The sequence below is a fragment of the Gordonia crocea genome, assembly GCF_009932435.1.
Classification (GTDB): domain Bacteria; phylum Actinomycetota; class Actinomycetes; order Mycobacteriales; family Mycobacteriaceae; genus Gordonia; species Gordonia crocea.
Map to the genome: position 1 here is coordinate 1,203,977 of NZ_BJOU01000001.1, position 21,027 is coordinate 1,225,003.

General features: G+C 69.8%; 21 protein-coding genes. 14 read left to right on the forward strand and 7 right to left on the reverse strand.

Annotated features, from left to right (window positions below):
- Positions 1-72 precede the first annotated feature (72 nt).
- From nbrcactino_RS05730 to nbrcactino_RS05740, 4 genes are read left to right on the forward strand one after another with little or no spacing between them, the layout of a single operon-like run.
- Complete coding sequence (locus nbrcactino_RS05730; RefSeq protein ID WP_228460695.1) at positions 73-762, forward strand: MspA family porin; 690 nt, start codon at positions 73-75, stop codon at positions 760-762.
- Positions 763-798: 36 nt separating this feature from the next.
- On the forward strand, positions 799-1,266 hold the full coding sequence (locus nbrcactino_RS18485) for an MspA family porin (protein ID WP_371864487.1): 468 nt from the start codon (positions 799-801) through the stop codon (positions 1,264-1,266).
- The gene (locus nbrcactino_RS18490) at positions 1,205-1,483 is read left to right on the forward strand and encodes an MspA family porin (RefSeq protein WP_371864488.1); all 279 of its coding nucleotides are present in this window, start codon (positions 1,205-1,207) and stop codon (positions 1,481-1,483) included. The genes nbrcactino_RS18485 and nbrcactino_RS18490 overlap by 62 nt, the downstream gene beginning before the upstream one ends.
- A gap of 5 nt (positions 1,484-1,488) precedes the next feature.
- Complete coding sequence (locus tag nbrcactino_RS05740) at positions 1,489-2,163, forward strand: MspA family porin (protein WP_161926482.1); 675 nt, start codon at positions 1,489-1,491, stop codon at positions 2,161-2,163.
- A gap of 41 nt (positions 2,164-2,204) precedes the next feature.
- On the opposite strand, the gene nbrcactino_RS05745 is transcribed toward nbrcactino_RS05740, so the two are convergent.
- Positions 2,205-3,743 carry a phospholipase C gene (locus nbrcactino_RS05745; RefSeq protein ID WP_161926483.1) on the reverse strand — a complete coding sequence of 513 codons (1,539 nt, stop codon included), beginning with the start codon at positions 3,741-3,743 and terminating at the stop codon, positions 2,205-2,207.
- 112 nt (positions 3,744-3,855) lie between these two features.
- The gene (locus tag nbrcactino_RS05750; RefSeq protein ID WP_161926484.1) at positions 3,856-4,617 is read right to left on the reverse strand and encodes an SDR family NAD(P)-dependent oxidoreductase; all 762 of its coding nucleotides are present in this window, start codon (positions 4,615-4,617) and stop codon (positions 3,856-3,858) included.
- Between the two features lie 74 nt (positions 4,618-4,691).
- Here nbrcactino_RS05750 and nbrcactino_RS05755 point away from each other — a divergent pair, with 74 nt between their 5' ends.
- Positions 4,692-5,942 carry a hypothetical protein gene (locus nbrcactino_RS05755; RefSeq protein WP_161926485.1) on the forward strand — a complete coding sequence of 417 codons (1,251 nt, stop codon included), beginning with the start codon at positions 4,692-4,694 and terminating at the stop codon, positions 5,940-5,942.
- A gap of 22 nt (positions 5,943-5,964) precedes the next feature.
- Here nbrcactino_RS05755 and nbrcactino_RS05760 read toward each other — a convergent pair whose 3' ends face one another.
- The 4 genes from nbrcactino_RS05760 to nbrcactino_RS05775 all read right to left on the reverse strand — a co-directional run bounded on the left by nbrcactino_RS05760 (position 5,965) and on the right by nbrcactino_RS05775 (position 9,870).
- Positions 5,965-6,678 (reverse strand): hypothetical protein, encoded by a 714-nt coding sequence (locus tag nbrcactino_RS05760; RefSeq protein WP_161926486.1) that lies wholly within the window; start codon positions 6,676-6,678, stop codon positions 5,965-5,967.
- A gap of 25 nt (positions 6,679-6,703) precedes the next feature.
- Complete coding sequence (locus nbrcactino_RS05765) at positions 6,704-8,479, reverse strand: acyl-CoA dehydrogenase (protein ID WP_161926487.1); 1,776 nt, start codon at positions 8,477-8,479, stop codon at positions 6,704-6,706.
- Between the two features lie 124 nt (positions 8,480-8,603).
- Positions 8,604-9,245, reverse strand: a complete 642-nt coding sequence (locus nbrcactino_RS05770) for a hypothetical protein (protein WP_161926488.1) — start codon at positions 9,243-9,245, stop codon at positions 8,604-8,606.
- Positions 9,246-9,249: 4 nt separating this feature from the next.
- Complete coding sequence (locus nbrcactino_RS05775) at positions 9,250-9,870, reverse strand: phosphoribosylanthranilate isomerase (protein WP_161926489.1); 621 nt, start codon at positions 9,868-9,870, stop codon at positions 9,250-9,252.
- A 60-nt stretch (positions 9,871-9,930) separates the two neighbouring features.
- Here nbrcactino_RS05775 and nbrcactino_RS05780 point away from each other — a divergent pair, with 60 nt between their 5' ends.
- The 4 genes from nbrcactino_RS05780 to nbrcactino_RS05795 all read left to right on the forward strand — a co-directional run bounded on the left by nbrcactino_RS05780 (position 9,931) and on the right by nbrcactino_RS05795 (position 13,085).
- Positions 9,931-10,329 (forward strand): hypothetical protein, encoded by a 399-nt coding sequence (locus nbrcactino_RS05780; RefSeq protein WP_161926490.1) that lies wholly within the window; start codon positions 9,931-9,933, stop codon positions 10,327-10,329.
- Between the two features lie 5 nt (positions 10,330-10,334).
- Positions 10,335-11,153 carry an N-acetylmuramoyl-L-alanine amidase gene (locus nbrcactino_RS05785; protein WP_161926491.1) on the forward strand — a complete coding sequence of 273 codons (819 nt, stop codon included), beginning with the start codon at positions 10,335-10,337 and terminating at the stop codon, positions 11,151-11,153.
- 84 nt (positions 11,154-11,237) lie between these two features.
- Positions 11,238-12,236 (forward strand): ATP-binding cassette domain-containing protein, encoded by a 999-nt coding sequence (locus nbrcactino_RS05790; protein ID WP_161926492.1) that lies wholly within the window; start codon positions 11,238-11,240, stop codon positions 12,234-12,236.
- A gap of 21 nt (positions 12,237-12,257) precedes the next feature.
- Positions 12,258-13,085, forward strand: coding sequence for an ABC transporter permease (locus tag nbrcactino_RS05795; RefSeq protein ID WP_161926493.1), 828 nt, complete (start codon positions 12,258-12,260; stop codon positions 13,083-13,085).
- A gap of 1 nt (position 13,086) precedes the next feature.
- On the opposite strand, the gene nbrcactino_RS05800 is transcribed toward nbrcactino_RS05795, so the two are convergent.
- Positions 13,087-16,260, reverse strand: coding sequence for an AfsR/SARP family transcriptional regulator (locus tag nbrcactino_RS05800; RefSeq protein ID WP_228460696.1), 3,174 nt, complete (start codon positions 16,258-16,260; stop codon positions 13,087-13,089).
- A gap of 201 nt (positions 16,261-16,461) precedes the next feature.
- Here nbrcactino_RS05800 and pstS point away from each other — a divergent pair, with 201 nt between their 5' ends.
- Genes pstS through phoU form a run of 5 tightly spaced genes read left to right on the forward strand, consistent with a single transcriptional unit; the run spans position 16,462 to position 21,024 of the window.
- A complete protein-coding gene (gene pstS, locus nbrcactino_RS05805; RefSeq protein WP_161926494.1) occupies positions 16,462-17,526 on the forward strand; it encodes a phosphate ABC transporter substrate-binding protein PstS in 1,065 nt (354 codons plus the stop codon).
- A gap of 22 nt (positions 17,527-17,548) precedes the next feature.
- Entirely contained in the window at positions 17,549-18,580 is a 1,032-nt protein-coding gene (gene pstC, locus nbrcactino_RS05810; protein WP_228460697.1) for a phosphate ABC transporter permease subunit PstC, read from the forward strand.
- 1 nt (position 18,581) lies between these two features.
- Positions 18,582-19,484: a phosphate ABC transporter permease PstA gene (pstA, locus tag nbrcactino_RS05815; RefSeq protein ID WP_161926496.1), complete on the forward strand. Its 903-nt coding sequence runs from the start codon at positions 18,582-18,584 to the stop codon at positions 19,482-19,484.
- Between the two features lie 44 nt (positions 19,485-19,528).
- A complete protein-coding gene (gene pstB / locus nbrcactino_RS05820; protein WP_161926497.1) occupies positions 19,529-20,305 on the forward strand; it encodes a phosphate ABC transporter ATP-binding protein PstB in 777 nt (258 codons plus the stop codon).
- Positions 20,306-20,352: 47 nt separating this feature from the next.
- Positions 20,353-21,024 carry a phosphate signaling complex protein PhoU gene (phoU, locus tag nbrcactino_RS05825; RefSeq protein WP_161926498.1) on the forward strand — a complete coding sequence of 224 codons (672 nt, stop codon included), beginning with the start codon at positions 20,353-20,355 and terminating at the stop codon, positions 21,022-21,024.
- Positions 21,025-21,027 lie beyond the last annotated feature (3 nt).

Consider the following 21,027-nt stretch of genomic DNA (forward strand, 5'->3'; position numbering starts at 1 on the left):
GCATTCCTCTCGTGGTCCTCGGGAGGGAGTCGGGGATCGTAACCACACTTTCGCCTTGAGGAGACCTGAATCGTGACTATCCGTATGCGTCCCGCACGCTTTGCCTCCGCGCGCCTTGTCACTGCGGGCTTGGCCGCGGCCGCCGCCCTGGTGACCGCGGTCCCTGCCCACGCCGATTCCTTTTCCCGTCTGCCCAGTGGGCGCGCCCACGGTGAGGACGGTCTGACGATCATCCGCAACAAGGAGTCGGTCCGGGTCGGCCCGTCCTTGGCGGCCAACGGTGCCGGGCGCAGCGCCTGGGTGTCGGGGAATGTGCGGGTCCTCGCGCCGAACATCGACGAGAGCGATGCCGGGCCGAACAACGGTCCCCTCGGTGAGGACGACATGCCGGGATCGAACGGCACCTCGACGACCGGTGCCGGCGCCACCACGACGGTGGTCTACGTGGTCGGCTGCCAGGTCAACATCGGCGGGTTGGACCTCGGTGGGGGCGGTGCCCTCGGGAACTTGGGGCCGCTCGCTGCCCTTGGCCTCAACGGTTCGTTGAGCCTCGGGCTGGCGCCGGGGCAGGTGAAATACGCCCTGGTCGACCGCAAGCAGATGACCAAGCCGGGGACCTACTACTTCAACTGGCGCAACTCGCAGATGGACATCCAGGGCTGCGGCGGCTACGCCCAGGCCCGCTCGCTGGCCGTGGTGGAGACCACCGGCAACAACCACCAGAAGATCCTGCTGTGGGGCAAGCCGTTCTCCATCGGCTGACCGGGCACCGACCACACGAACACTGAGGAAAAGACAATGACCAAGCGAATGAACAGCGGTGCCGTGCTGGTGACCGCCGCCGCGACCGCGGTGGCCGCCCTCGGAGCGGTCCTGAGCGTCCCGGCCCCGGCCCACGCCGCCAAGCAGATCCGGTTGCCGGCCCAAAACAGCAGCTACCGGATGGGGGATGGCACCGTCATCACCCTGAACCGGACCAAGGAACGGGCCCGCGTCGTCGGGTCGATGGGCGGCACCTCGGTGCACCGCGCCGCCTGGGTCTCGGGTAAGTACACCGTGCGCGTCTCGCGCGACGTGGTCAAGATCGAGGTCCAGCCGGGCTATCAGGTGGGTTGCCAGGTGAACTTCGGTGGGCTCGACGTCGGCGGCGACGCGGGAGACGCAGACTTGCGTAACACGGGGGGGAGAAACTGGACTCGGTGGTGTGGGTGCCGGGACGACCGCCCATCTTGGCCCCGGTCAGGTCGTCCAGTTCAACATCAATGACTCCGAGTCGGCCGATGACTTCGGCGCCGAGAAGCACGACCCCTACCCGACCTTCACCGACACCCGGGTGGCCCGGTTCAGCTATGTGAATGCCCAGCTGGGCGTGACCGGTTGCGGCGGTTATGCGCAGGCGCGCTCCACGGTGCGCGTGATGATCGAGACGGACTTCGCCATGCAGACGGTGAACTTCTACGGCCGTCCCTTCTCGATCGGCTGACCGCGATGGCGATGAGAAACATGGTGCGGGCGACGGCGGTCCTGGCCGTCGTGGCCGGCGCGCTGATCGGGACGGTCGGGGTCTCCCCGCCGCCGTGGGCGGCGGCCGATGTCCGGGTGAACCTGCCCGGCGAGGTGAAGACCCTGCGGATGGGCGACGGCACGGTGGTGACCATGCGGCGCACCCACGAGCGGGCGGTCGTGAATGCCTCCCTGGGCGCCACCCCGCTGCACCGCAACGTGTGGGTGTCCGGGCGCTACCAGATCACCGCCTCGCGGGAGATCAAGCAGTTCAAGGTGCGGCCCGGTTACATCGTGGGTTGTCAGGGCTTCTTCGACAACATCGACAACGCGTTGGAGGGCGGTGACGCCAACTTCTCGGAGTTCGACGGCATCGACGAGGCCGGCGCCGGATCGACGATCGCGCTGGGCCCCGGCAAGGCGGCCTTCTTCAACCTGACCGACGCCGAGCGCAAGGACGACTTCAGCACCGAGCGCCACGAGCCGTACTTCCGGGTCAAGAAGTCCGACCACGTCAAGTACCGCTACGTGAACGCCCAGCTGGGCCTGACCGGGTGCATCGGCTTCGCCCAGGCGCGGTCATGGATGCGGCTGGCCGTGGAGACCGACTACGCCACGCAGATCCTGGACTTCTTCGGACGTCCGTTCTCGATCGGCTGAATCGGCCGTACCGCGATACCAGGCACCGAACAGGCGCCGGGCTACACCGCACCGCTGGGGGAGCGGCGGGTGCCCGGCGCCTGTTTCGGCATCCGGTTGGGCGGCACCGGATAGGGGATCCCCAGACTCGCAAACCCCAACCCGATATTGGGCCCGCACTGCGCGGCGGCCGCCTGCATCTTCGGCCCCGGATCCGGCAGGCGCACCCGCCCGGCGCGGCGCCGATGGGCGAAGTCGAAGGCCGACACCATGTCGCCGGTGGTTTCCCGGCGCCACGCGGTCAGATTCGGCACCTCGACGCCGAAGCGGCGCTCGATGAGCTGCAACTGGGAGGTGTGGTCGAAGACTTCCGACGCGACGAGTCCGCCGCGGCTGTACGGCGAGATCACCAGGGCCGGTACCCGGTGGCCCAAGCCGATCGGGCCGCGAATCCCCTTGGCGGCCTTCACCGTCGACAGATCCGGGACGCTCACGTACTCGCCGGGCGTGCCCTTCGGGGCGGTCGGCGGGACGACATGGTCGAAGAACCCGCCGTTCTCGTCGTAACTGACGATCAGCGCGGTGCGCTCCCACACCTTGCGGTTGGAGGTGAGGATGCGCAGCAGGTCGATCAGCCCGGCGGCGCCGAAAGCCGCCGGGAGAGCCGGGTGTTCGCACTGCAGCAACGGCGGCACCACCCAGGAGACCTGGGGGAGCCGCCCGGCCCGCACGTCGGCGGCCAGGTCGTTCGGATAGGTCGGCGCGATGCCGCGCCGGGCCAGTTCGGAGTCGGGGTCGCGCGACTGGGTGAAGCAGCCGATCATCCCGTCGAGCAGCGCCGTGGAGATCGGTCCCTGGTCGCGGTTGTTGTAGACCTTCCAGGAGATCCCCGCCTCGGACAGGTTCTCCGGCATGGTGCGCCACCGGTAGACGTGTTTGGGCAGGATCGTCGGGGTCTCCAGGACCGGGCCGCCGCGGACCCCGGCCGGATCGATATGCGCGCTGACCCAATACAACCGGTTCGGGTTGGTGGGCCCCAACACCGAGCAGTGGTAGTTGTCGCAGACCGTGAAGGCCTCGGCCAGCGCGCGGTGGATCGGGATGTCCTCGCGCTCGTAATAGCCCATCAGGGCCGGCGCGTTCGCCGGACCCACCGAGGCGATCGACATCGGCAGCCAGCCGTCGTTGCGGCCGCCGTTCCAGGCCTTGTGCATGCCCGCCCACGAGTGGTCGGGATCGTTGATGCATTCGCCGTCCAGCGTCGGGCCGCGGGTGGTGTCCAGGCGGAACGGCATGGTGTACCCGCGCCGCGTCGGACCGACTCCCGGGGCCCAGCCGTATTGCTTCCAGGCCGGCGAGGGCTCGCCGAAGCCGCGCACCCCCGACATCGTGCCGAAGTAGTGGTCGAAGGACCGGTTCTCCTGCATGAAGAACACGAAATGGTCGATGTCGTTGAGCGACCCGGTCCCGGCCGGGTCGGCGGCATACGCCTCCTCGATGACCGGGCCGGCCAACGTAGCCAGCGCCGCGGCACCGCCGGCCGCCGAAGCGGCGGCAAAGAGCTCCCGACGGGTCAAACCTGCAAACGGGCTACCGGACACTGGATCTCCGTGGCTGAAGGGAAGCAGACGTGCACCGATGCGGGCTGTGACACATCGGGAACGGGCATCGGGAACGCTGTCAGCCTAGCGTCCCGACGACCAGATTTCCCGGCTACGTGACGGTCAACCCGCCGTCGACGGCGATGGTCTGGCCGGTGACGTAGCCGCTGGCCGCCGAGGCCAGCCAGATGGCGGTGGCGGCGAGTTCGGCCGGGTCGCCGGTCCGGCCGACGAGCATCCGCGACGCCTGCGACTCGAGGTAGGCGTCGGGGTAGGCGGCGGTCATCTCCGACGCGAAGAACCCCGGTGCGAGGGCGTTGACCCGGATGCCCTTGCGGCCGGTCCACTGCTGGGCGAGGTCGCGGGTCAAGCCGATGACGCCGGCCTTGCTCGCCGAGTACGCGGCCTGCGGCAGGCCGGCGGTGGTGATGCCGAGGATGGAGGCGATGTTGATGATCGAACTGCCCGGGCCCATGACCTTCCCGCAGGCCTGCGCCATCCAGTACGAGCCGTTCAGGTTGACGTCGATGACCTGCCGGAACTGCTCGGGGGTCTCCTTGGTGGCGGGGACCGCGGTGCCGACACCGGCATTGTTGACCAGGACGTCGACGCGGCCGAAGGTGGCGATCGCCTCGTCGACGACGTGCTGGCAGGCGGCCTGGTCGGCCACGTCGCAGGCCACCGCGAGCGCCTTGCGGCCGGTGGCCTCGATGGCCTGGGCGGTTTCGGCGAGCCGGTCGACGCGGCGCGCGGCGATGACCACGTCGGCGCCGGCTTCGGCGAAGGCGGTCGCGAAGGCAACGCCCAGTCCCGACGAGGCGCCGGTCACGATGACCACCTTGTCTTCCACGGAGAACAGGTCGGTAATCGCCATGACGGGCTGCCTTTCATCGGTTCAATGTGTCCGCGGCCACCATACGACAGACGGTCTCGCTAAGGTTTGTCCCCATGGACAGCAGCGACCCGTACCTCCGCGTAATCCTGGCCGGATTCGCCGGGGCGATCGGGCTCACCGTCGCCGCGGTGTCGACCAATACCGCGGTGCGGATCATCGCGATCGTGGCCGCCTTCCTGGTGGTGGCCGCACTGGTCTGGTCGCTGCGCAAGACGCATCCGCGCGAGGCCCGGATCACGGTGGCCGTCGTGGCGGCGTTGTCGTTGGCGGTGGGGATCGGTGTGGCCGTCGTGGTCGGGGCGTCAGACAACCCGGTGGCCCCACGCGTCGGCGACCCCGGCTTCGTCCCGAATGCCGCGAAGACGGCCGACGACCGGATCGCCGCCAACCCGAACGCCCGCCTGGCCGCCGCGCTCGAGCGCGCCGACCGGCTCGTGCCCCGAGGGTCGGCCACCGTCCTGCGCGTGGGCATCGACGGCGACCGGATCAGCCTCGACGTCTTCGACCCGCGCAACGGCGACTCGGTGTCGACCTCGTTCTCCGAATCGAGCGGCTGGTCGCGGGAGTACCGCCGCCGCGCCACCGACCGGAACACCTTCAGCCGGGCCGAGGTCGCCCGGATGGACCTGGACAAGGCGCGCCCGCAGGTGCTGGCGATGACGACCGCGTTGAAAGCCGACCTGACCCACCAGCACGCCTCCGATGGCATCACCGTCAAGCGGCGCTACCAGGACCACAAGTTGGTCGGCGAGTTCTCGTTGTCGGGCAACGAGATCGAGGTCGACGACCAGGGTCATGTCGCCGACACCGCCGACGCGGCCTGGCTCGCGACGGTGGTGCCGTTGGCGCAGCGCGTCATGGTCGCCAACGGGCTCGACCCGGACGCGCCGATCGTGAACCGCTTCGACTTCCGCGCCTACGACGACGCCGCGTCCTCGATTTCGGCGTCCTCGGTGCAGAACTCGGGGGGATTCGTCATCCGGTTCGCCTCCGGTCCGGTCGACGAGATCGTGGTCGTGCCGGGCAACTTCCCGTTGGTGCGCCGCACCGACCGCTCCTACACCCAGCCCGGATTCGCGTTGACCGCGCTGCGGACCGAGACGCTGCTCAAGGTGCGCGACGACATCATGGCGCGGGCCAAGTCGCCGGCCTACGACACCGAACTCGTCGGCCTCGAGGTCGGGCGGGTGCCGGGGGCGGATCGCACCACCCCTGCGATCCGCATGCAGGTCGGGCCCTCGTCGGATCGCCCCGGCGGGATCTACACGATGGACGGGGTGTTCATGCGGACCGGACGGTACTGACCCGCCGGGTTACTTCGCCGGGCTATTTCTCGATGGCCTTGCGCACCTGGGTGGCCAGTTGGGCCTGGATCTGTTCGGGCGCGGTGATGACGCCCCGCTCGCTGAGGGTGTCGATGGTGGCGATCACCTGCTTGAGGTAGGCGGCGCGCTCGTGGCCGTCGGTGCCGTCGGCGTGATTCCACACTTTGAGGGCGCGCTCGCACGCGGCGGCATCGGCCTGCGCGAGGTTCGCGGTGCCGGTGGAGCGGGCGAAGCGGTCGGCCGCGGCCCAATCGCGGCGCAGCATCGTCACCGCATCGACGTAGTCGCGGGCCGACTTCTCGTCGGGGTAGTCGTCGGTCGCCAGGCTGCCGACGAGTTCCAACGCGTCGTGGAAGTTGGTGACCGCGGGGGCCGAGAGATCCCACATCGCCGGGTATTTGAGCAACATCGACGGATCGAGTTCGTACGCGCCGTAGGCGCTGAGCACACCGCGGTGGTGTTCTACCGCCCGTTCCCACTGGCGACGCACCGGCTCGGGGGCCGGCGGCGAGGTGGGCACGCGCGCCGCGGTCCGGACGCGGGCGGCGGCTGGATCCGGGCCCAGCGGAATCAGGAGCAGACCGGTCAGGGCCCCAGCGAAGAGCACGGTGCCGACGATGACCATGGGGATCGGGCCCCACGGCCGCCAGATCACCAGGCCGACCAGCAGGACCAGGTCGACCGCGATACAGGCCTGCGCCACCGGCTTGTTCATGGGAACAGTTTTACCCGTCGGGCCCTTACGCGGTGAACCAGGCGGGGTCGGTCTGCGCCGTCGTCTGGTCCAGCGACCGCAGCAGCGCCAACTGCGGCCCGGTGCCGGGCAGCTCGAACCGGAAGAAGTAGCGGGCGGCCGCGCGCTTGCCGTCGTAAAAGTCGCCGGTCGAATCGCCGACCGCCAGCAACTGTTCCAGCCACATCCAGGCGATCACGATGTGACCGGCCGCCTGCAGGTACACCGACGAATTCGTCAGTGCCACGGTCGGATCCGCGTCGGCCCACAGCGCGGCGGTGGTGGCGACGAGTTCGTCGACCGCCGCGCGCAACGCCGCCGCGAACTCGGCGGCCTCCCCGTCGGCGGGCGCCTTCTCGGTCGTCGCGGTGATCGTCTGGGCGAGCAGGGCCAGGCCGGCGCCGCCGTTCATCACCACCTTGCGGCCGAGCAGGTCGAGGCCCTGGATGCCGTTGGTGCCCTCGTGGATCGGGTTGAGCCGGTTGTCCCGGTAGCACTGCTCCACGTCGAATTCGCTGGTGTAGCCGTACCCGCCGTGGACCTGGATGGCGAGGTTGTTGGCCTCGGTGCACCACTGCGACGGCCAGGCTTTGGCGATCGGGGTGAGGACCTCCAGCAGCAGGTGGGTCTGGTCGCGTTCGTCCCCGGTCGAGGTGGCCTCGATGTCGACGAGGCGCGAGCAGTACAGCCCGAGCGCCAGGGCGCCCTCGACGTAGGACTTCTGGGCCAGCAGCATCCGCTTCACGTCGGCGTGGTCGATGATCGGCACCGGGGCCGGGTCGGCGGCGGCCAGACCGCGGCCCTGCGTCCGGACGCGCGCGTAGTCGACCGAGGCGAGGTAGCCGGCGTAGCCGATGGCGGTGGCGAGGAAGCCGACGCCGATGCGGGCCTCGTTCATCATGTGGAACATGTAGGACAGCCCACGGTGCTCCTCGCCGACGAGGTAGCCCACCGCCCCGGATCCGTCACCCACCGGGAAGGTGCCGTCGCCGAAGTTGAGCAACGTGTTGACCGTGCCGCGGTTGCCCATTTTGTGGTTGAGCCCGACCAGCGCCACGTCGTTGCGCGTCCCGTCGGGGAGGAACCGGGGGACGATGAACAGCGAGATGCCCTTCACCCCGGATCCGCCGCCGGGGGCCTTGGCCAGGACGAGGTGGACGATGTTGTCGGTGAGCTCGTGGTCGCCGCCGGAGATCCACATCTTGGTGCCGGTGATGCGGTAGGTGCCGTCGTCGGCGGGGGTTGCCCGGGTGGTGATGTCGGCCAACGACGAGCCGGCCTGCGGTTCGGACAGGCACATCGTGCCGGAGTAGTCGCCGCGCAGCATCGGCCGGACCCACGTGTCGATCTGCTCGGCCGACCCGTGGGCCAACAGCAGGTTGGCGTTGGCGGTGGTCAACAGGCCGTAGGACGAGGTGCCCGGGTTGGCGGCCTGGAACCAGGCCATCGAGGCGCGGCTGATCGTTGACGGCAAGGCCAACCCGCCGTACTCCTCGGGGAACGGGGCGGCGATGAGGTCGGCGGCGGCATAGGCGTCGACCGCCGTTTTGACCTCCGGGATCATGACGACGCGGCCGTCGTCGCCCATCCGCGGCTGCTGCTGGTCGCCGGCCTTGTTGTGCGGGGCGAACAGCTTCTCGGCAAGGTCGGCCGACAGGTCCAAGACGCCGTCGAAGGTCTCGCGCGAGTGCGCGGAGAACCGCTCCCGCGCCGTCAGTGCGGTGACGTCGAGCCACTCGTAGAGCAGGAAATCCAGATCGCGGCGAGAAAGCAGATGGGCCATGGGCCAACCCTATCGGGGGCCTCGGCGCGGACGGTCGGGAATACGGCGGTACCGACAGGGGGCAAACAGTGCGTAGGAAGCAGCCGCACGTTCGCGGTGTCGGGGGCGCAGCCGACGGCGATCTTCACCCAGGCGCTGGCCCAGGCGTCCGAGGTGCGATAACGGCGCTGGGCTTGAGCCCGCAGTCGCGCAGTTCGACCGCCGCGAGGGATCGGATCACCGCGGCGTTGCCGATGCGCCAATCACCGGCCGGATCGTCGGAGATCGCGCTGAGCACCTTCAGCGGCTGACCGGTGATCGCGCGGAGCGCGAGCAAGTCGATCCCGGCCTCGGTGTCGCGCAGGCGCACATGGGTGCTGGCCCGGCGGACGAAGCGCAGCCGCAGCGGGATGTACATGGTCAGCACCATGACGATCGGCACGATGGCCACGGCGATCGCCAACCACCAGGCGAAGGTGTGCACGGCCTCGGCCTGGGAGCGCCCCGCGTCGGCGAGGGCGTCCGCGGCGCCCCCGGCACCGCTGAAGGGTTTGGCGAGTTTGTCGCCGACCACCGGCACGTGGTCGGCACTGGTGCCGGCGTCGCGGAAGCGTTGACCCATCGTCGTGGCGGCACCCTCGATCTTGCGGCCGGGAACGGCCAGGGCCATCGTGACGTCGTACACCTTGGTGGCGAGCCACACCGAGAAGGCCGACCAGGCAACCACCCAGAGATCGCCGAAAACCTGCCGGGACCGTCGAACCGGGGTGTCGGCATAGAGCTTCATCCGGTCATGATGCACCGGGGGAGCGGGCCGCACCGACGAAGGCGCGAATCGCCTCGTGGTCTTTGACGCCGGGGGCCGATTCGACCCCCGACGAGACGTCCACGCCCCACGGGGCGGCGGCGGCGATCGCCTCGGCGACGTTGTCCGGCCGGAGCCCGCCGGCCAGGATCCACCGCCCGCGGGGGCGGTGGGTCAGCGTTGCGGTGTCCCACCGCTGCCCGGAGCCCGGACGGGCGGCATCCAGCAGCAACGCCTCCTCGCCGTAGGCGCCGACGGTCAGATCCGGGTCATGCGCCGACGACGTCGCCCGCCACAGCCGGGCCACGCGTTCCCGCGCGAGGCGGAAGTCCTCGGGCGTGTAGGTCCCGTGCAGCTGCAGGACGTCGACGCCGAGGTCGGCGGCGAGCTCGGCGGCCGCCACGGCGGTCTTGTCGTTGACGACGAGCACGGTGTCGGCGGCATCGCCCACCGCCGCCAGGATCGCCCGCGCGGTGGGGATGTCGATCGCGCGCGGCGAGGTCTCGTTCATCACGATGCCGATGGCGTCGGCCCCGGCGTCCACCGCGACGCGGGCCGCGTCGACGGTCGTCAGGCCGCACACCTTCACATAAACGGGCACATCCACGCGGACCAGCGTAGTGGTGATGTCCGGACAGCACGCCGGGTGCAGGGTGATAATCGGCCCATGGCAGATCGTGGAGCGCGCGGCGATGGTCCGCGGACGGGACGGGAACGGCTGCGGAAGCTGACGCAGGCGGCACTGAACGCCGACGAGACCGTCGACCAGGTCGAGACGATCCTGGGCGACATGGGCGAGGTCCTGGTCAGCCTCGGTTCCACCATCGGGTCGATGGAGGGGACCATGACCTCCTTCGACTCGTCATTGGCGAACCTGTCGGCCACCATGAGCCGGGTCGACGGGATGGCCGAGCAGATCGAGGATCTGATGCGCCGGATGGAGAACATCGTGACCCGGGTCGAGCGCATCGTCGGCGTCGTCGACACCGCACTCGCCCCGGTGAGCGCGGTGGAGTCGGTGGGCCGCGGCGTGGCCTCCATGCTGGGCCTGGGTCGGCGGGAGTGAGGCGGATGCGGCTCGCCGTCGGTCTGGCCTGCGCGGTGCTCGCGGTGGCGGGGTGCGCGACCGACCCGGTCGGGGTCTCGTCGAGCCACGCCGCACCGGGGACGCCCGGCTCGTCGGAGATAGCGGGGGGATCGGCGGGCTCGTCGGGCCTCGTGCCCTGTGCGCCGCGCGTCGTCGCCCTCGACCCCGGACACAACGGGCGCAGCATCGAGCCCTTCGACCCGGTGACCGGGATCAAGCAGGTCGACTATCCCAACGGCGCCGAGGACGGCAACGCCTTCGCGGTGGCCCGCCAGGTCGCGGCCACCCTGCGCGGCCGCGGCTACCGCGTCGTCTTCCTCAAGCGCTCGCCGGCCGAGAGTGTCAGCTATCGGGAGCGCGTCGCGCGGGCCGAGCGGGCCGGCGCGGCGATCGGGGTGAGCATCCACACCAGTCCCGGCGTCAACGCCGTCTTCCCCCAGCGCGTCGGCCTGTACCGCGGCGGGGTGGGCGCCGACGGCCGGGCGCGCCGGATCGTCTTCACCAACCCGGTGACGGCGGCGGCGAGCCAACGGTATGCGGCCGCGGTGGCGGCGTCCCGCTCGAGGGCCGAAGGTCATCGGGTCACGGTGCGCGACAACAACTTCGGCGGCCGCGCGCCACTGTGGGCGGGCAACATCCCGGTGATCTCGTTGATCGCCGTCAACACCCCGTGGGTCTACAACGAGTTCGGGCCGGCCGGTGGTGCGGGCGGCTCGATCCCGGTATCCGGGCGGGCGTTGAGCGCCTACGCGCGCGGGATCAGCACCGGCATCATCGCGGCCCTGCCGCGCACCTGCCCGTGAGCGGCCACCGCCGGTAACACCGCGCGACAGCCCGTGCCAGCGGGCGTAAGCCCCACGACAGCGGCCCGGTCCAGAGTCGTCGGCATGACAACATTCATCGACGCGGCTCCGGCCGCAACCGGATCCACCGGTACCGAATTAGCGATCGACGCCCGCGGCCTGGTCAAGCACTTCGGTGCGACCAAGGCCGTCAACGGTGTCGACCTGGCCGTCCCCGTCGGCTCGGTGTACGGCGTGCTCGGCCCCAACGGGGCGGGCAAGACGACGACGGTCAGCATGCTGGCCACCCTGCTGCGGCCCGACGCCGGTGAGGCGACGATCTTCGGCTACGACGTCGTCCGCGACAACGTGGCCGTGCGCTCCCTCGTCGGCGTGACCGGGCAGTACGCCTCGGTCGACGAGGACCTCACCGCCACCCAGAACCTCGTGCTGTTCGCCCGGCTGTTGGGCATGTCCCGACCGCAGGCACGCAGCCGCGCCGAGGAACTGCTCGGCGACTTCGGCCTGGAGGAGGCGGCGGGACGCCCGCTCAAGGAGTTCTCCGGCGGGATGCGCCGGCGCCTCGACCTGGCGGCCAGCCTGATCGACACGCCGCCGTTGCTCTTCCTCGACGAGCCGACGACCGGACTCGACCCCCGGACCCGCGCCCAGATGTGGGAGACGATCCGCAAGCTCGTCGCCGGCGGTTCGACGGTCCTGTTGACCACCCAGTACCTCGACGAGGCCGACCAGCTGGCCGACCGCATCGCGGTGGTCGACCACGGGATCGTCATCGCCGACGGGACCGCAGACGAACTCAAGGCCTCGGTCGGCACGTCGACGCTGCAACTCACCCCGGCCGACCGCGACGACGCCGCGCGCGTCGCGCAGATCGCCGAGCTCGTCATCGGCGATCCGGCCGTGCTGAGCCCCGAGGCGGCCCGGGTGACGGTCAGCCTGCAGCGCACCAGCGCGGTGCCCGACGTGCTCATCGCCCTGCGCGAGCAGGGGATCGACATCGAGGAGATCTCGGTCCAGAAGCCGAGCCTCGACGAGGTCTTCCTCACCCTGACCGGCAAGCCCGAACCCGGCGCCGACGCCTGATTCCACGACAGGAGACTTTCCATGACAACCACACTGACCCGGCGGTCGATCACGACCGCCGCCGTCCGAGCCGAGGCCAAGACCTCCGTCGGACTCGCCGAGACCGTTCGGCAATCCTTCTCCATGGGCTACCGCGGCCTGCTGAAGATCCGGCACAACCCGGAGCAGCTGTTCGACGTCGTCCTGCAGCCGATCATCTTCACCCTGATGTTCACCTACATCTTCGGCGGCGCGATCAGCGGCAACGTCCACGACTACCTGCCGGTGATCATCCCCGGCATCCTCGTGCAGACCGTCATCGTGACCTCCATCGTCACCGGCACCCAACTGCGGGAAGACATGGACAAGGGGGTGTTCGACCGATTCCGCTCGTTGCCGATCGCCCGTATCTCGCCGCTGGCCGGCGCGCTGCTCGCCGACGTGGTGCGCTACCTGCTGGCCACGCTGATCACCTTCGGCGTCGGCTTCGCCATGGGTTGGCGCCCCGACCCGCTGGGCGTCCTCGGCTCGACCCTGCTGGTGATCGTCTGCAGCTTCGCGGTCTCGTGGATCTTCGCCCTGATGGGCTGCCTGATGCAGAAGGCGTCGGCGGTGCAGGGCATTTCGATGTTGATCATGTTCCCGCTCACCTTCATGTCCAACGCCTTCGTGCCGGTGGAGACGATGCCGGGCTGGTTGCAGGGATTCGTCAAGGTGAACCCGGTCAGCCACCTCGTCTCGGCGGTGCGCGAGATGTGCAACAACGGCCACATCGGCACCCACGTCGTGTGGAGCCTGGTCGGTGCCGCGGTGATCATCGCGATCTTCGCGCCGCTGGCGGTGCGCGCCTACATCCGCGAGGCGCGGTGAGTCACCGCTGCTCGACGACCAGCCGGTAGAACTCGTCGATCGCGTCGCGTCGGGACATCGACGCGACGCGATCGGCGGCGTCGTGCCACTGGGCGTTCGACAACGGTGAGAAGACGCGCGGATCGCGGGTGACCTCGTCGAGGGTGCGGTAGTCGCGCCGGGTGTGCAGCCGCCCGGCGATCAGCATCAGGGTGGCCCCGTCGCGGTGCGCGGCGTCGTCGGAGTCGGGATCGGTGGACAGCAGCAGGCCGGTGGCCAGCGCCATCGTCGCCGCCTGGGGGATGTCGTGCCAACCGACGGGGGAGAACATCTCGCGCAGTCCGTCGCGCACCACGTCGACGATCGACCGGGCGTGGACCCAGTCCCCGCCGCGGCAGAGCCCGGTGACGATGACCGACAACACCATCAGCGCCCCCGGATCCTGCGCCACCAATGGGTGCTGTTCGACGAGCAGTCGGCCGGCCTGCGCGTACAGGTCGGTCCCGTCTTGGCCGCGGGCCCGGGCGAGTTCGGCGAATCCGACGAACATCCCGGCCGCGACCTCGGGGTTGCCCTGGGGGTCGGAGTCGCCGGGCCGCCAGCCGTCGGCCAATACGGCCAACTCCCGTTCGGCGTCGTCCAGGCGGTCGAGGGCGATCAGCGAGGCGACCAGGAACCCGCGTGCCTGTTGCTCGTCCTCGTCGGCACCGATCGAGGCCAGCGAGGCCGCCCCCGAGCGGTAGAAGTCGACGGCCTGCGCCCACCGGCCCTGCTGCGAGTGCAGGCTGGCGGTGCTCACCGAGATCATCGCGGTGAGCCACGGGTCGTTGGGGTTCATCGTCGCGCGCAGCAGGTCGCTGTCGGCCAGCGCCCCGGTGATGTTGCCGGAGTTCTCCCGCAGGTTGTGCCGGAGCCCCAAGGCGATCTGGCGGACCTCCGGATTGGCCGAGGCGACGGCGCCCAGCACCGTGCGCACGCCCTGTGGCGCGGTGCGCGACAGCAGCAGGTTGCTCAGGAACTCGGTGGCCAAGTCGTATCGGAGTTCCGGGCGGTGCAGGGCGCGGATCAGGGTGCGGCCGTGGGCCACCGGCCGCAGTGCACGGTCGGGGAGGCGGTGCCCGACCACCAGCAGCAGCGTCCACTGCCACATCTCGCGGGTCTGGTCGTCGGGTTCGGACGGCGGGGCCGGCAGGGCCACGAGGATCGGTTCGGTCCAGGCGCGCACCTCCCCGTGCATGCCGCGCATCGCCCAGAACGCGGCGATCAACGGGAACACCGTCACCACCGTCTGCGGGTCGTCGGCCAGGGCGCGGCGCAGCACCCAGATCAGGTTCTCCAGCTCGGTGGCGACGAGGGTGATCAATGCGCGGTCCAGACCGCTCTCGCCCCGTCGCCGGATGGCGGTGGCGAAGTCGCGCGCCCACCGGGCCATCGCGGCGTCGACCTCGTCGCCGGTGGCCGGGTCGAGTTGCTCCTCGCCGAACTCGCGGACCATCTCGAGCATGCGGTAGCGGGTGTGACCGGCGACCTCGGAGACCCCGAGCAGCGACTGGTTGACCAGCCCGTCGAGGGCGTCGTCGATCGGCCCGGGCCCGAGGACGACGGCGGCGGCCTCCGGGGAGAATCCGGCGGGGAAGCGGCACAGCCGGCGCAAGGCGTCGCGGGAATCATCGGCCAGCAGGTCCCAGCTCCATTCGATGACCGCGCGCAGCGTCCGGTGGCGGTCCGGTGCGGTCCGGTCGGGGGAGCGGAGCAGGTCGAGCCGTTCGGCCAGTCGCCGCCCGACCTCCTCGACGCTCATCGTCCGGGTCCGTGCGGCGGCGAGCTCGATGGCCAGTGGCAACCCGTCGAGGCGGCGGCACAGTTCGGTCACCTCGTCGTCGGGCAGGTCGATGTCGGGGCGCACGCTGCGCGCCCGGATACCGAAGAGTTCGACGGCCGAGGGGGCGGCCCCCTCCACCTCGAGCCGGGGCAGCGGATACACCTGTTCGGCGGCGATCTGCAGCGGGGAGCGGCTGGTGGTGACCACGCGCAACCGCGGCTCGACGGCGATCAGATCGGCGACGATGCGAGCGCAGGCGTCGATCACCTGCTCGCAGTTGTCGAGGAGCAGGACGCTCTCCCGCCCGCGCAGCGCGTCGAGGAGCCGGTCGTCGAGATCGCCGACGGCCAGGCGCGGCCGGCCGGGCGCGCTCAGATCCGTCTCGCCGACGTCGAGTGCCTGGGCGAGGGCGGCGACGACGTCGTCGCCGCTGCGCACCGACGCGAGTTCGACGAAGAACACCGGCAGCCCGCGGTCGGCCAGGGCGTTGCCCACCGCATTCGCCATCCGCGTCTTCCCGACCCCGCCGGGGCCGAGGATGGTGACCACCCGGTGGGCGGCGACGGTCTCGAGGAGGGCGGCGAGATCGTGGTCGCGGCCGATGAGCGCGGTCGCCTCGGCGCGCAGGCCCACCGAGCGCCCGCGGCGATGCGGGGCAGCGGGTGCGGGCTCGTGGTCGTCGAGGAGTTCGGCGTGCAGTGCGGTGGCCTCACCGCCGGGTTCGACGCCGAGGTCGGTCGCCAACCGCCGCCGCAACCGGGCGTAGCAGGCCAGCGCATCGGCGCGGCGGCCCTCGCCGGCCAGCGCCCGCATCAGCAGCACGTGCGCGCTCTCGTCGAGCGGGTCCTCGGCGCACCGCTGCTCGGCGATCTCGCGCGCCCGCCCGAAGTCGCCGTTGGCCAGGGCCGTGGCCGCCCGGGCGTCGTCGAGCCGCCGCCGCACCACTGCGGCGCGTCGTCGCACGTCCTGGGCCACCGACGAGTCGGCGCCCAGGTCGTCACCGGGTTCGCCGCGCCAGAGCGCAGCCGCCTCGGCGATGTTGGCCTCGCCGCCGTCGGCGATGAGGCGCTGGGCCGCGGTGATGTCGGATTCGATGCCGCTGAGCCGGTAGGAGGTGCCGACGCCCTCGATCGTGGCGCCGCCCACCAGCGGCCGTAGTCGCGAGATCTGGGTTTGGAGCGCCTGCTGCGGTGAACCCGGCGGATCGTCCTCCCAGACGTCGTCGATGAGGCGTTGCGCCGAGCGGGGCCGGCCGTCGGCCAGGACCAGCGAGGCGAGCAGGCGTCGTGCCCGCAAGCCGGGCACCGGCCGGTCCGACACGGTGACCGGACCGAGCAGGCCCACCGTTGCGGGGCGGTCAGACGCGTGCGGCACCCCGCCAGCCTAGTGCGATCCGCGGCGGTGCCGTCGCGCACCGCGGTGCGGGTTCCGGCGGTGCGGCACCGAACCTTCGCGAACCGGACAAACGTGGTTTGGCTCTCGTTCACCTTCCCGCTCCGGGGCGTCCACCCTGGGCCCATAGCGTCCGTTCCCGACGAGCCCCGACAGTGGGCCGCCCAGAACGAAAGGTTCCCAGTGAGCATCCAGCGCAATGGTGTCCGTGTGAGTGCGGCAGTGGCAGGAGTGGCCGCCGTGTTGGCGGTGTCGGCTTGTGGTGGTGGGTCGGATTCCACGACCATCACCGGTGAGGGGTCGACCGCCCAGCAGAAGGCCATGGAGCACTTCGGCAAGGTCCTGACCGACAAGGGCGGTGCGGTCCTGGACTACACCGGCAGCGGCTCCGGCGACGGCATCAAGAAGTTCCTGGCCTCCGACGTCGACTTCGCCGGTTCGGATTCGCCGCTGAAGCCCGAGGAAGTCGTCAAGGCCAAGGCCCGCTGCGGTGGCAACGACGCGTGGCACCTGCCGCTGGTCGCCGGCCCGGTCGCCATCGCCTACAACCTCCAGGGCGTCGACGACCTGAAGTTGTCGCCGACGGTGATCGCGAAGATCTTCGACTCGAAGATCACCACCTGGAACGACAAGGACATCGCCGCGCTCAACCCCGGCGTGAAGCTCCCGTCGACCAAGATCGTGCCGGTCCACCGCAGCGACAGCTCGGGCACCACCGACAACTTCCAGAAGTTCCTCGAGCTCGCCGCGCCGAAGGCCTGGCCCTACGAGCACTCCAAGGAGTTCAAGGGCACCGGCGGCTCGGCCGCGTCGAAGTCCACCGGTGTCGGCAACACGGTCAAGCAGACCGAGGGTGCCGTTACCTACGTTGAGTGGGGCTTCGCGACCGAGAACAAGCTCGGCGTCGCCTCGGTCGACTTCGGTTCCGGTGCGGTCAAGCTCACCGCGGACTCGGCCGCCAAGGCCCTCGACTCGGTGACGTTCACCAACCCGGACTCCAAGGACCTCGTCGTCGACTCCAAGGCGCTGTTCACCTCGAAGACGGCCGGCGCCTACCCGCTGCTGCTGACCCCGTACTCGGTCGTCTGCAGCGCCGGCTACTCCGATGCGGCCACCGCACCCGCGCTGCGCGAGGCGTTCTCGACGATTCTGGCCGACGGCCAGGAAGGGCTGACCGAGTTCGGCTACGTGCCGCTGCCCGCCGGCTACCAGGCCAAGCTCAAGCCGACGATCGACGCCCTGAAGTAGTGACGTGGCGTCTCCGCAGCACATGACGACATCTTCCACGGGGCGCCATGCCGGGCCCGACGACGCCGACGTGACACCGTCGGCGCCGTCGGGCGGCCCGCCCCCCGTCACGCTCACCGGCTCCGCGGCCAGCCGCCTCGGTGACGTGCTTTTCCGCCGGCTTGCCACCGGCTCGGGAATGCTCGTCACCGTGGTGATCGCCCTGATCGCCGCCTTCCTGCTCATCTCGGCGGCGCCGTCGCTGGCTGACAACGAGGCGAACTTCTTCACCTACTCCGGTGACTGGATCGTCGACGGCGGGGTGCTCAAGTTCGGCATCCCCAAGCTCCTCTACGCAACCTTGCTCGTCTCGGCCATCGCCTTGCTGATCGCGATGCCGATCGCGCTGGGGATCTCGGTCTTCCTCACCGAATACGCGCCCAAGCGGCTCATCGCCCCGGTCACCTACCTGGTCGACCTGCTGGCCGCCGTCCCGTCGATCGTCTACGGCCTGTGGGGCATCCTCGTCCTCGGCCCGGCGATGGTCCCGGTCAACAAGTGGCTCGTGAACAACCTGGGATTCCTCCCGTTCTTCCGCGAGCCCAAGGACAACGTGACCAACATGTCGACCGGTGGCACACTGCTCACCGCCGGCATCGTCCTGGCCGTGATGATCCTGCCGATCATCACCGCGGTCACCCGCGAGGTGTTCATCCAGACCCCGGTCGCCCACCGGGAGGCCGCATTGGCCCTGGGTGCCACCAAATGGGAGGTGGTGCGGACCGCCGTGCTGCCGTTCGGCTTCTCCGGTTACATCAGCGGATCGATGCTCGGCCTGGGCCGTGCCCTGGGCGAGACGATGGCGCTGTACCTGATCATCTCCAACTCCGGACCGATCGACTTCAACCTGATGGAGAGCGGCGAGACCTTCGCGACGAAGATCGCGAACAACGCCGCCGAGTTCGACTCGCCCGCGAAGACCGGTGCGTTCATCTCCGCCGGCCTCGCGCTGTTCGTGCTGACGTTCATCGTCAACGCGGCGGCCCGAGCCATCGTCGGCAGAAGGCAGGCCTGATATGACAACCGTCGAAACCCCCGGTCTGGACGGAGCCCCGACCCGCAAGGGATCGAGTTTCAAACCGCTGGCCGGCAGCCGCAAGGCGGTGGACCTCGCGGCGCACATCCTGGTCGTCGTGGCGGTCATCATCGCCCTGATCCCGCTGGTGTGGCTGCTGCTCACCCTGGTGTGGCACGGCATCGAGCCGATCCTCAATCCGGATTGGTGGCTCAGTTCGGCACGCTACGGCGGTGCGGCCAACGCGATCGTCGGCACACTCGTGCAGACGCTGTTGGCGACGGTGATCTCGGTGCCGTTGGGCATCCTGGTCGCGATCTACCTCGTCGAATACTCCGACGGGACATCGCTGTTGGCGCGGGCGACGACCTTCATGGTCGACATCCTCTCCGGTGTGCCCTCGATCGTCGCCGCCTTGTTCGTCTACGCGGTCTGGCGCACGACGCTGGGGCTGCCGCGGATGGGCTTCCTCGTCGCCGTCGCGCTGGTGCTGCTGATGATGCCGCTGGTGGTGCGCAGCACCGAGGAGATGCTCAAGATCGTGCCGCAGGACCTGCGCGAGGCCTCCTACGCCCTCGGTGTGCCGAAGTGGAAGACGATCGTACGCATCGTGCTCCCGACGGCGCTGTCGGGGATCGTGACCGGCGTGATGCTGGCCGTCGCCCGGGTGATGGGCGAGTCGGCCCCGGTGCTGATCCTCGTCGGCTCGACCAAGGCGATGAACTGGAATCCCTTTGCGGGGAACCAGGAGTCGCTGCCGCTGATGATGGTGCAGCAGTACGGCCAGGGCCAAGGCGCCTTCGACAAGGTGTGGGGTGCGGCGCTGACGCTGGTCATCCTCGTCGCCATCGTCTACATCGGTGCCAAGGTCGTCGCCACCGTGTTCGCGCCTAAGAAATCCTGACGTTTCTCCCGCTCCCCCCAACCCCCGGTAAGGACGAGACCCCCATGGCCAAGCGCCTCGATATCACTGATCTGAACGTTTATTACGGCAAGTTCCGCGCCGTGAAGGACGTGTCCCTCAAGGTTCCGCCGCGCAGCGTCACCGCCTTCATCGGCCCGTCGGGCTGTGGCAAGTCGACGGTGCTGCGCACCCTCAACCGCATGCACGAGGTGACCCCCGGCGCGTACGCGACCGGTGAGGTCCTCCTCGACGGCGAGGACATTTACGGCAAGGCCATCGACCCGGTGAGCGTGCGCTCCACCATCGGCATGGTCTTCCAGCGGCCCAACCCGTTCCCCACGATGTCGATCCGCGACAACGTCGTCGCCGGCCTCAAGCTGCAGGGCGAGCGCAACGGCAAGAAGCTGAACGAAGTCGCCGAGCGCAGCCTGCGCGGAGCCAACCTGTGGGACGAGGTCAAGGACCGGCTCGACAAGCCCGGCGGCGGACTGTCCGGCGGGCAGCAGCAGCGGCTGTGCATCGCCCGCGCGATCGCCGTCGAGCCGGATGTGTTGCTGATGGACGAGCCGTGCTCGGCCCTCGACCCGATCTCGACGCTGGCGATCGAGGATCTGATCGGCGAGCTCAAGCGCGATTTCACCATCGTCATCGTCACCCACAACATGCAGCAGGCCGCCCGGGTCAGCGACCAGACCGCGTTCTTCAACCTCGAGGGCGTCGGGCAGCCCGGCCAACTGGTCGAGTTCAACAACACCGAGGCCATGTTCTCCCACCCGGACAAGCAGGAGACCGAGGACTACATCTCCGGCCGGTTCGGCTGATCCTGCTCGTCCCACCACCCACTTCCACCGAAGCAAAGGTCACACAGATGCGTACCGCCTATCACGAGCAGCTTTCCGAATTGAACAAGACGCTCGGCCAGATGTGCGAGCTGTCCGGCACCACGATGGAGCACGCCACGCAGGCGCTGCTGCAGGCCGATCTCGACGTGGCCGAGCGGCTGCTCGAAGACAGCAAGGGAATGTCGAAACTCGTCGCCGACGCCGAGGAGCAGGCCTTCCGGTTGCTGGCATTGCAGGCCCCGGTGGCCGGCGAGCTGCGCGAGGTCGTCAGCGGGTTCCAGATCGCCGCCGACATCGACCGCATGTACGCGCTGGCGCTGCACGTGGCGAAGGTCGCCCGGATGCGCCATCCCGACCCGGCACTGCCCGAAGAGGTCCGCGGCTACTTCGCCGAGATGGGTCGGCTGGCCGTGCGGCTGGCGCAGGGGGCCCGTGACGTCCTCGACACCGAGGACGCCTCCGCGGCGCTGGCCCTCGACACCGACGACGATGCGATGGACGATCTGCACCGGCACCTGTTCAGCGTCCTGATGGACCGCGAGTGGCCGCACGGGGTGGCGGCCGCGGTCGACGTGACGCTGCTGGGGCGCTACTACGAGCGTTTCGCCGACCACGCGGTGGCCGTCGGGCGGCGCGTGGTGTTCCAGGCGACCGGGCAGACGCCAGAGCAGATCGTCGGGTCGGTGGAGTCGGACTAGCCG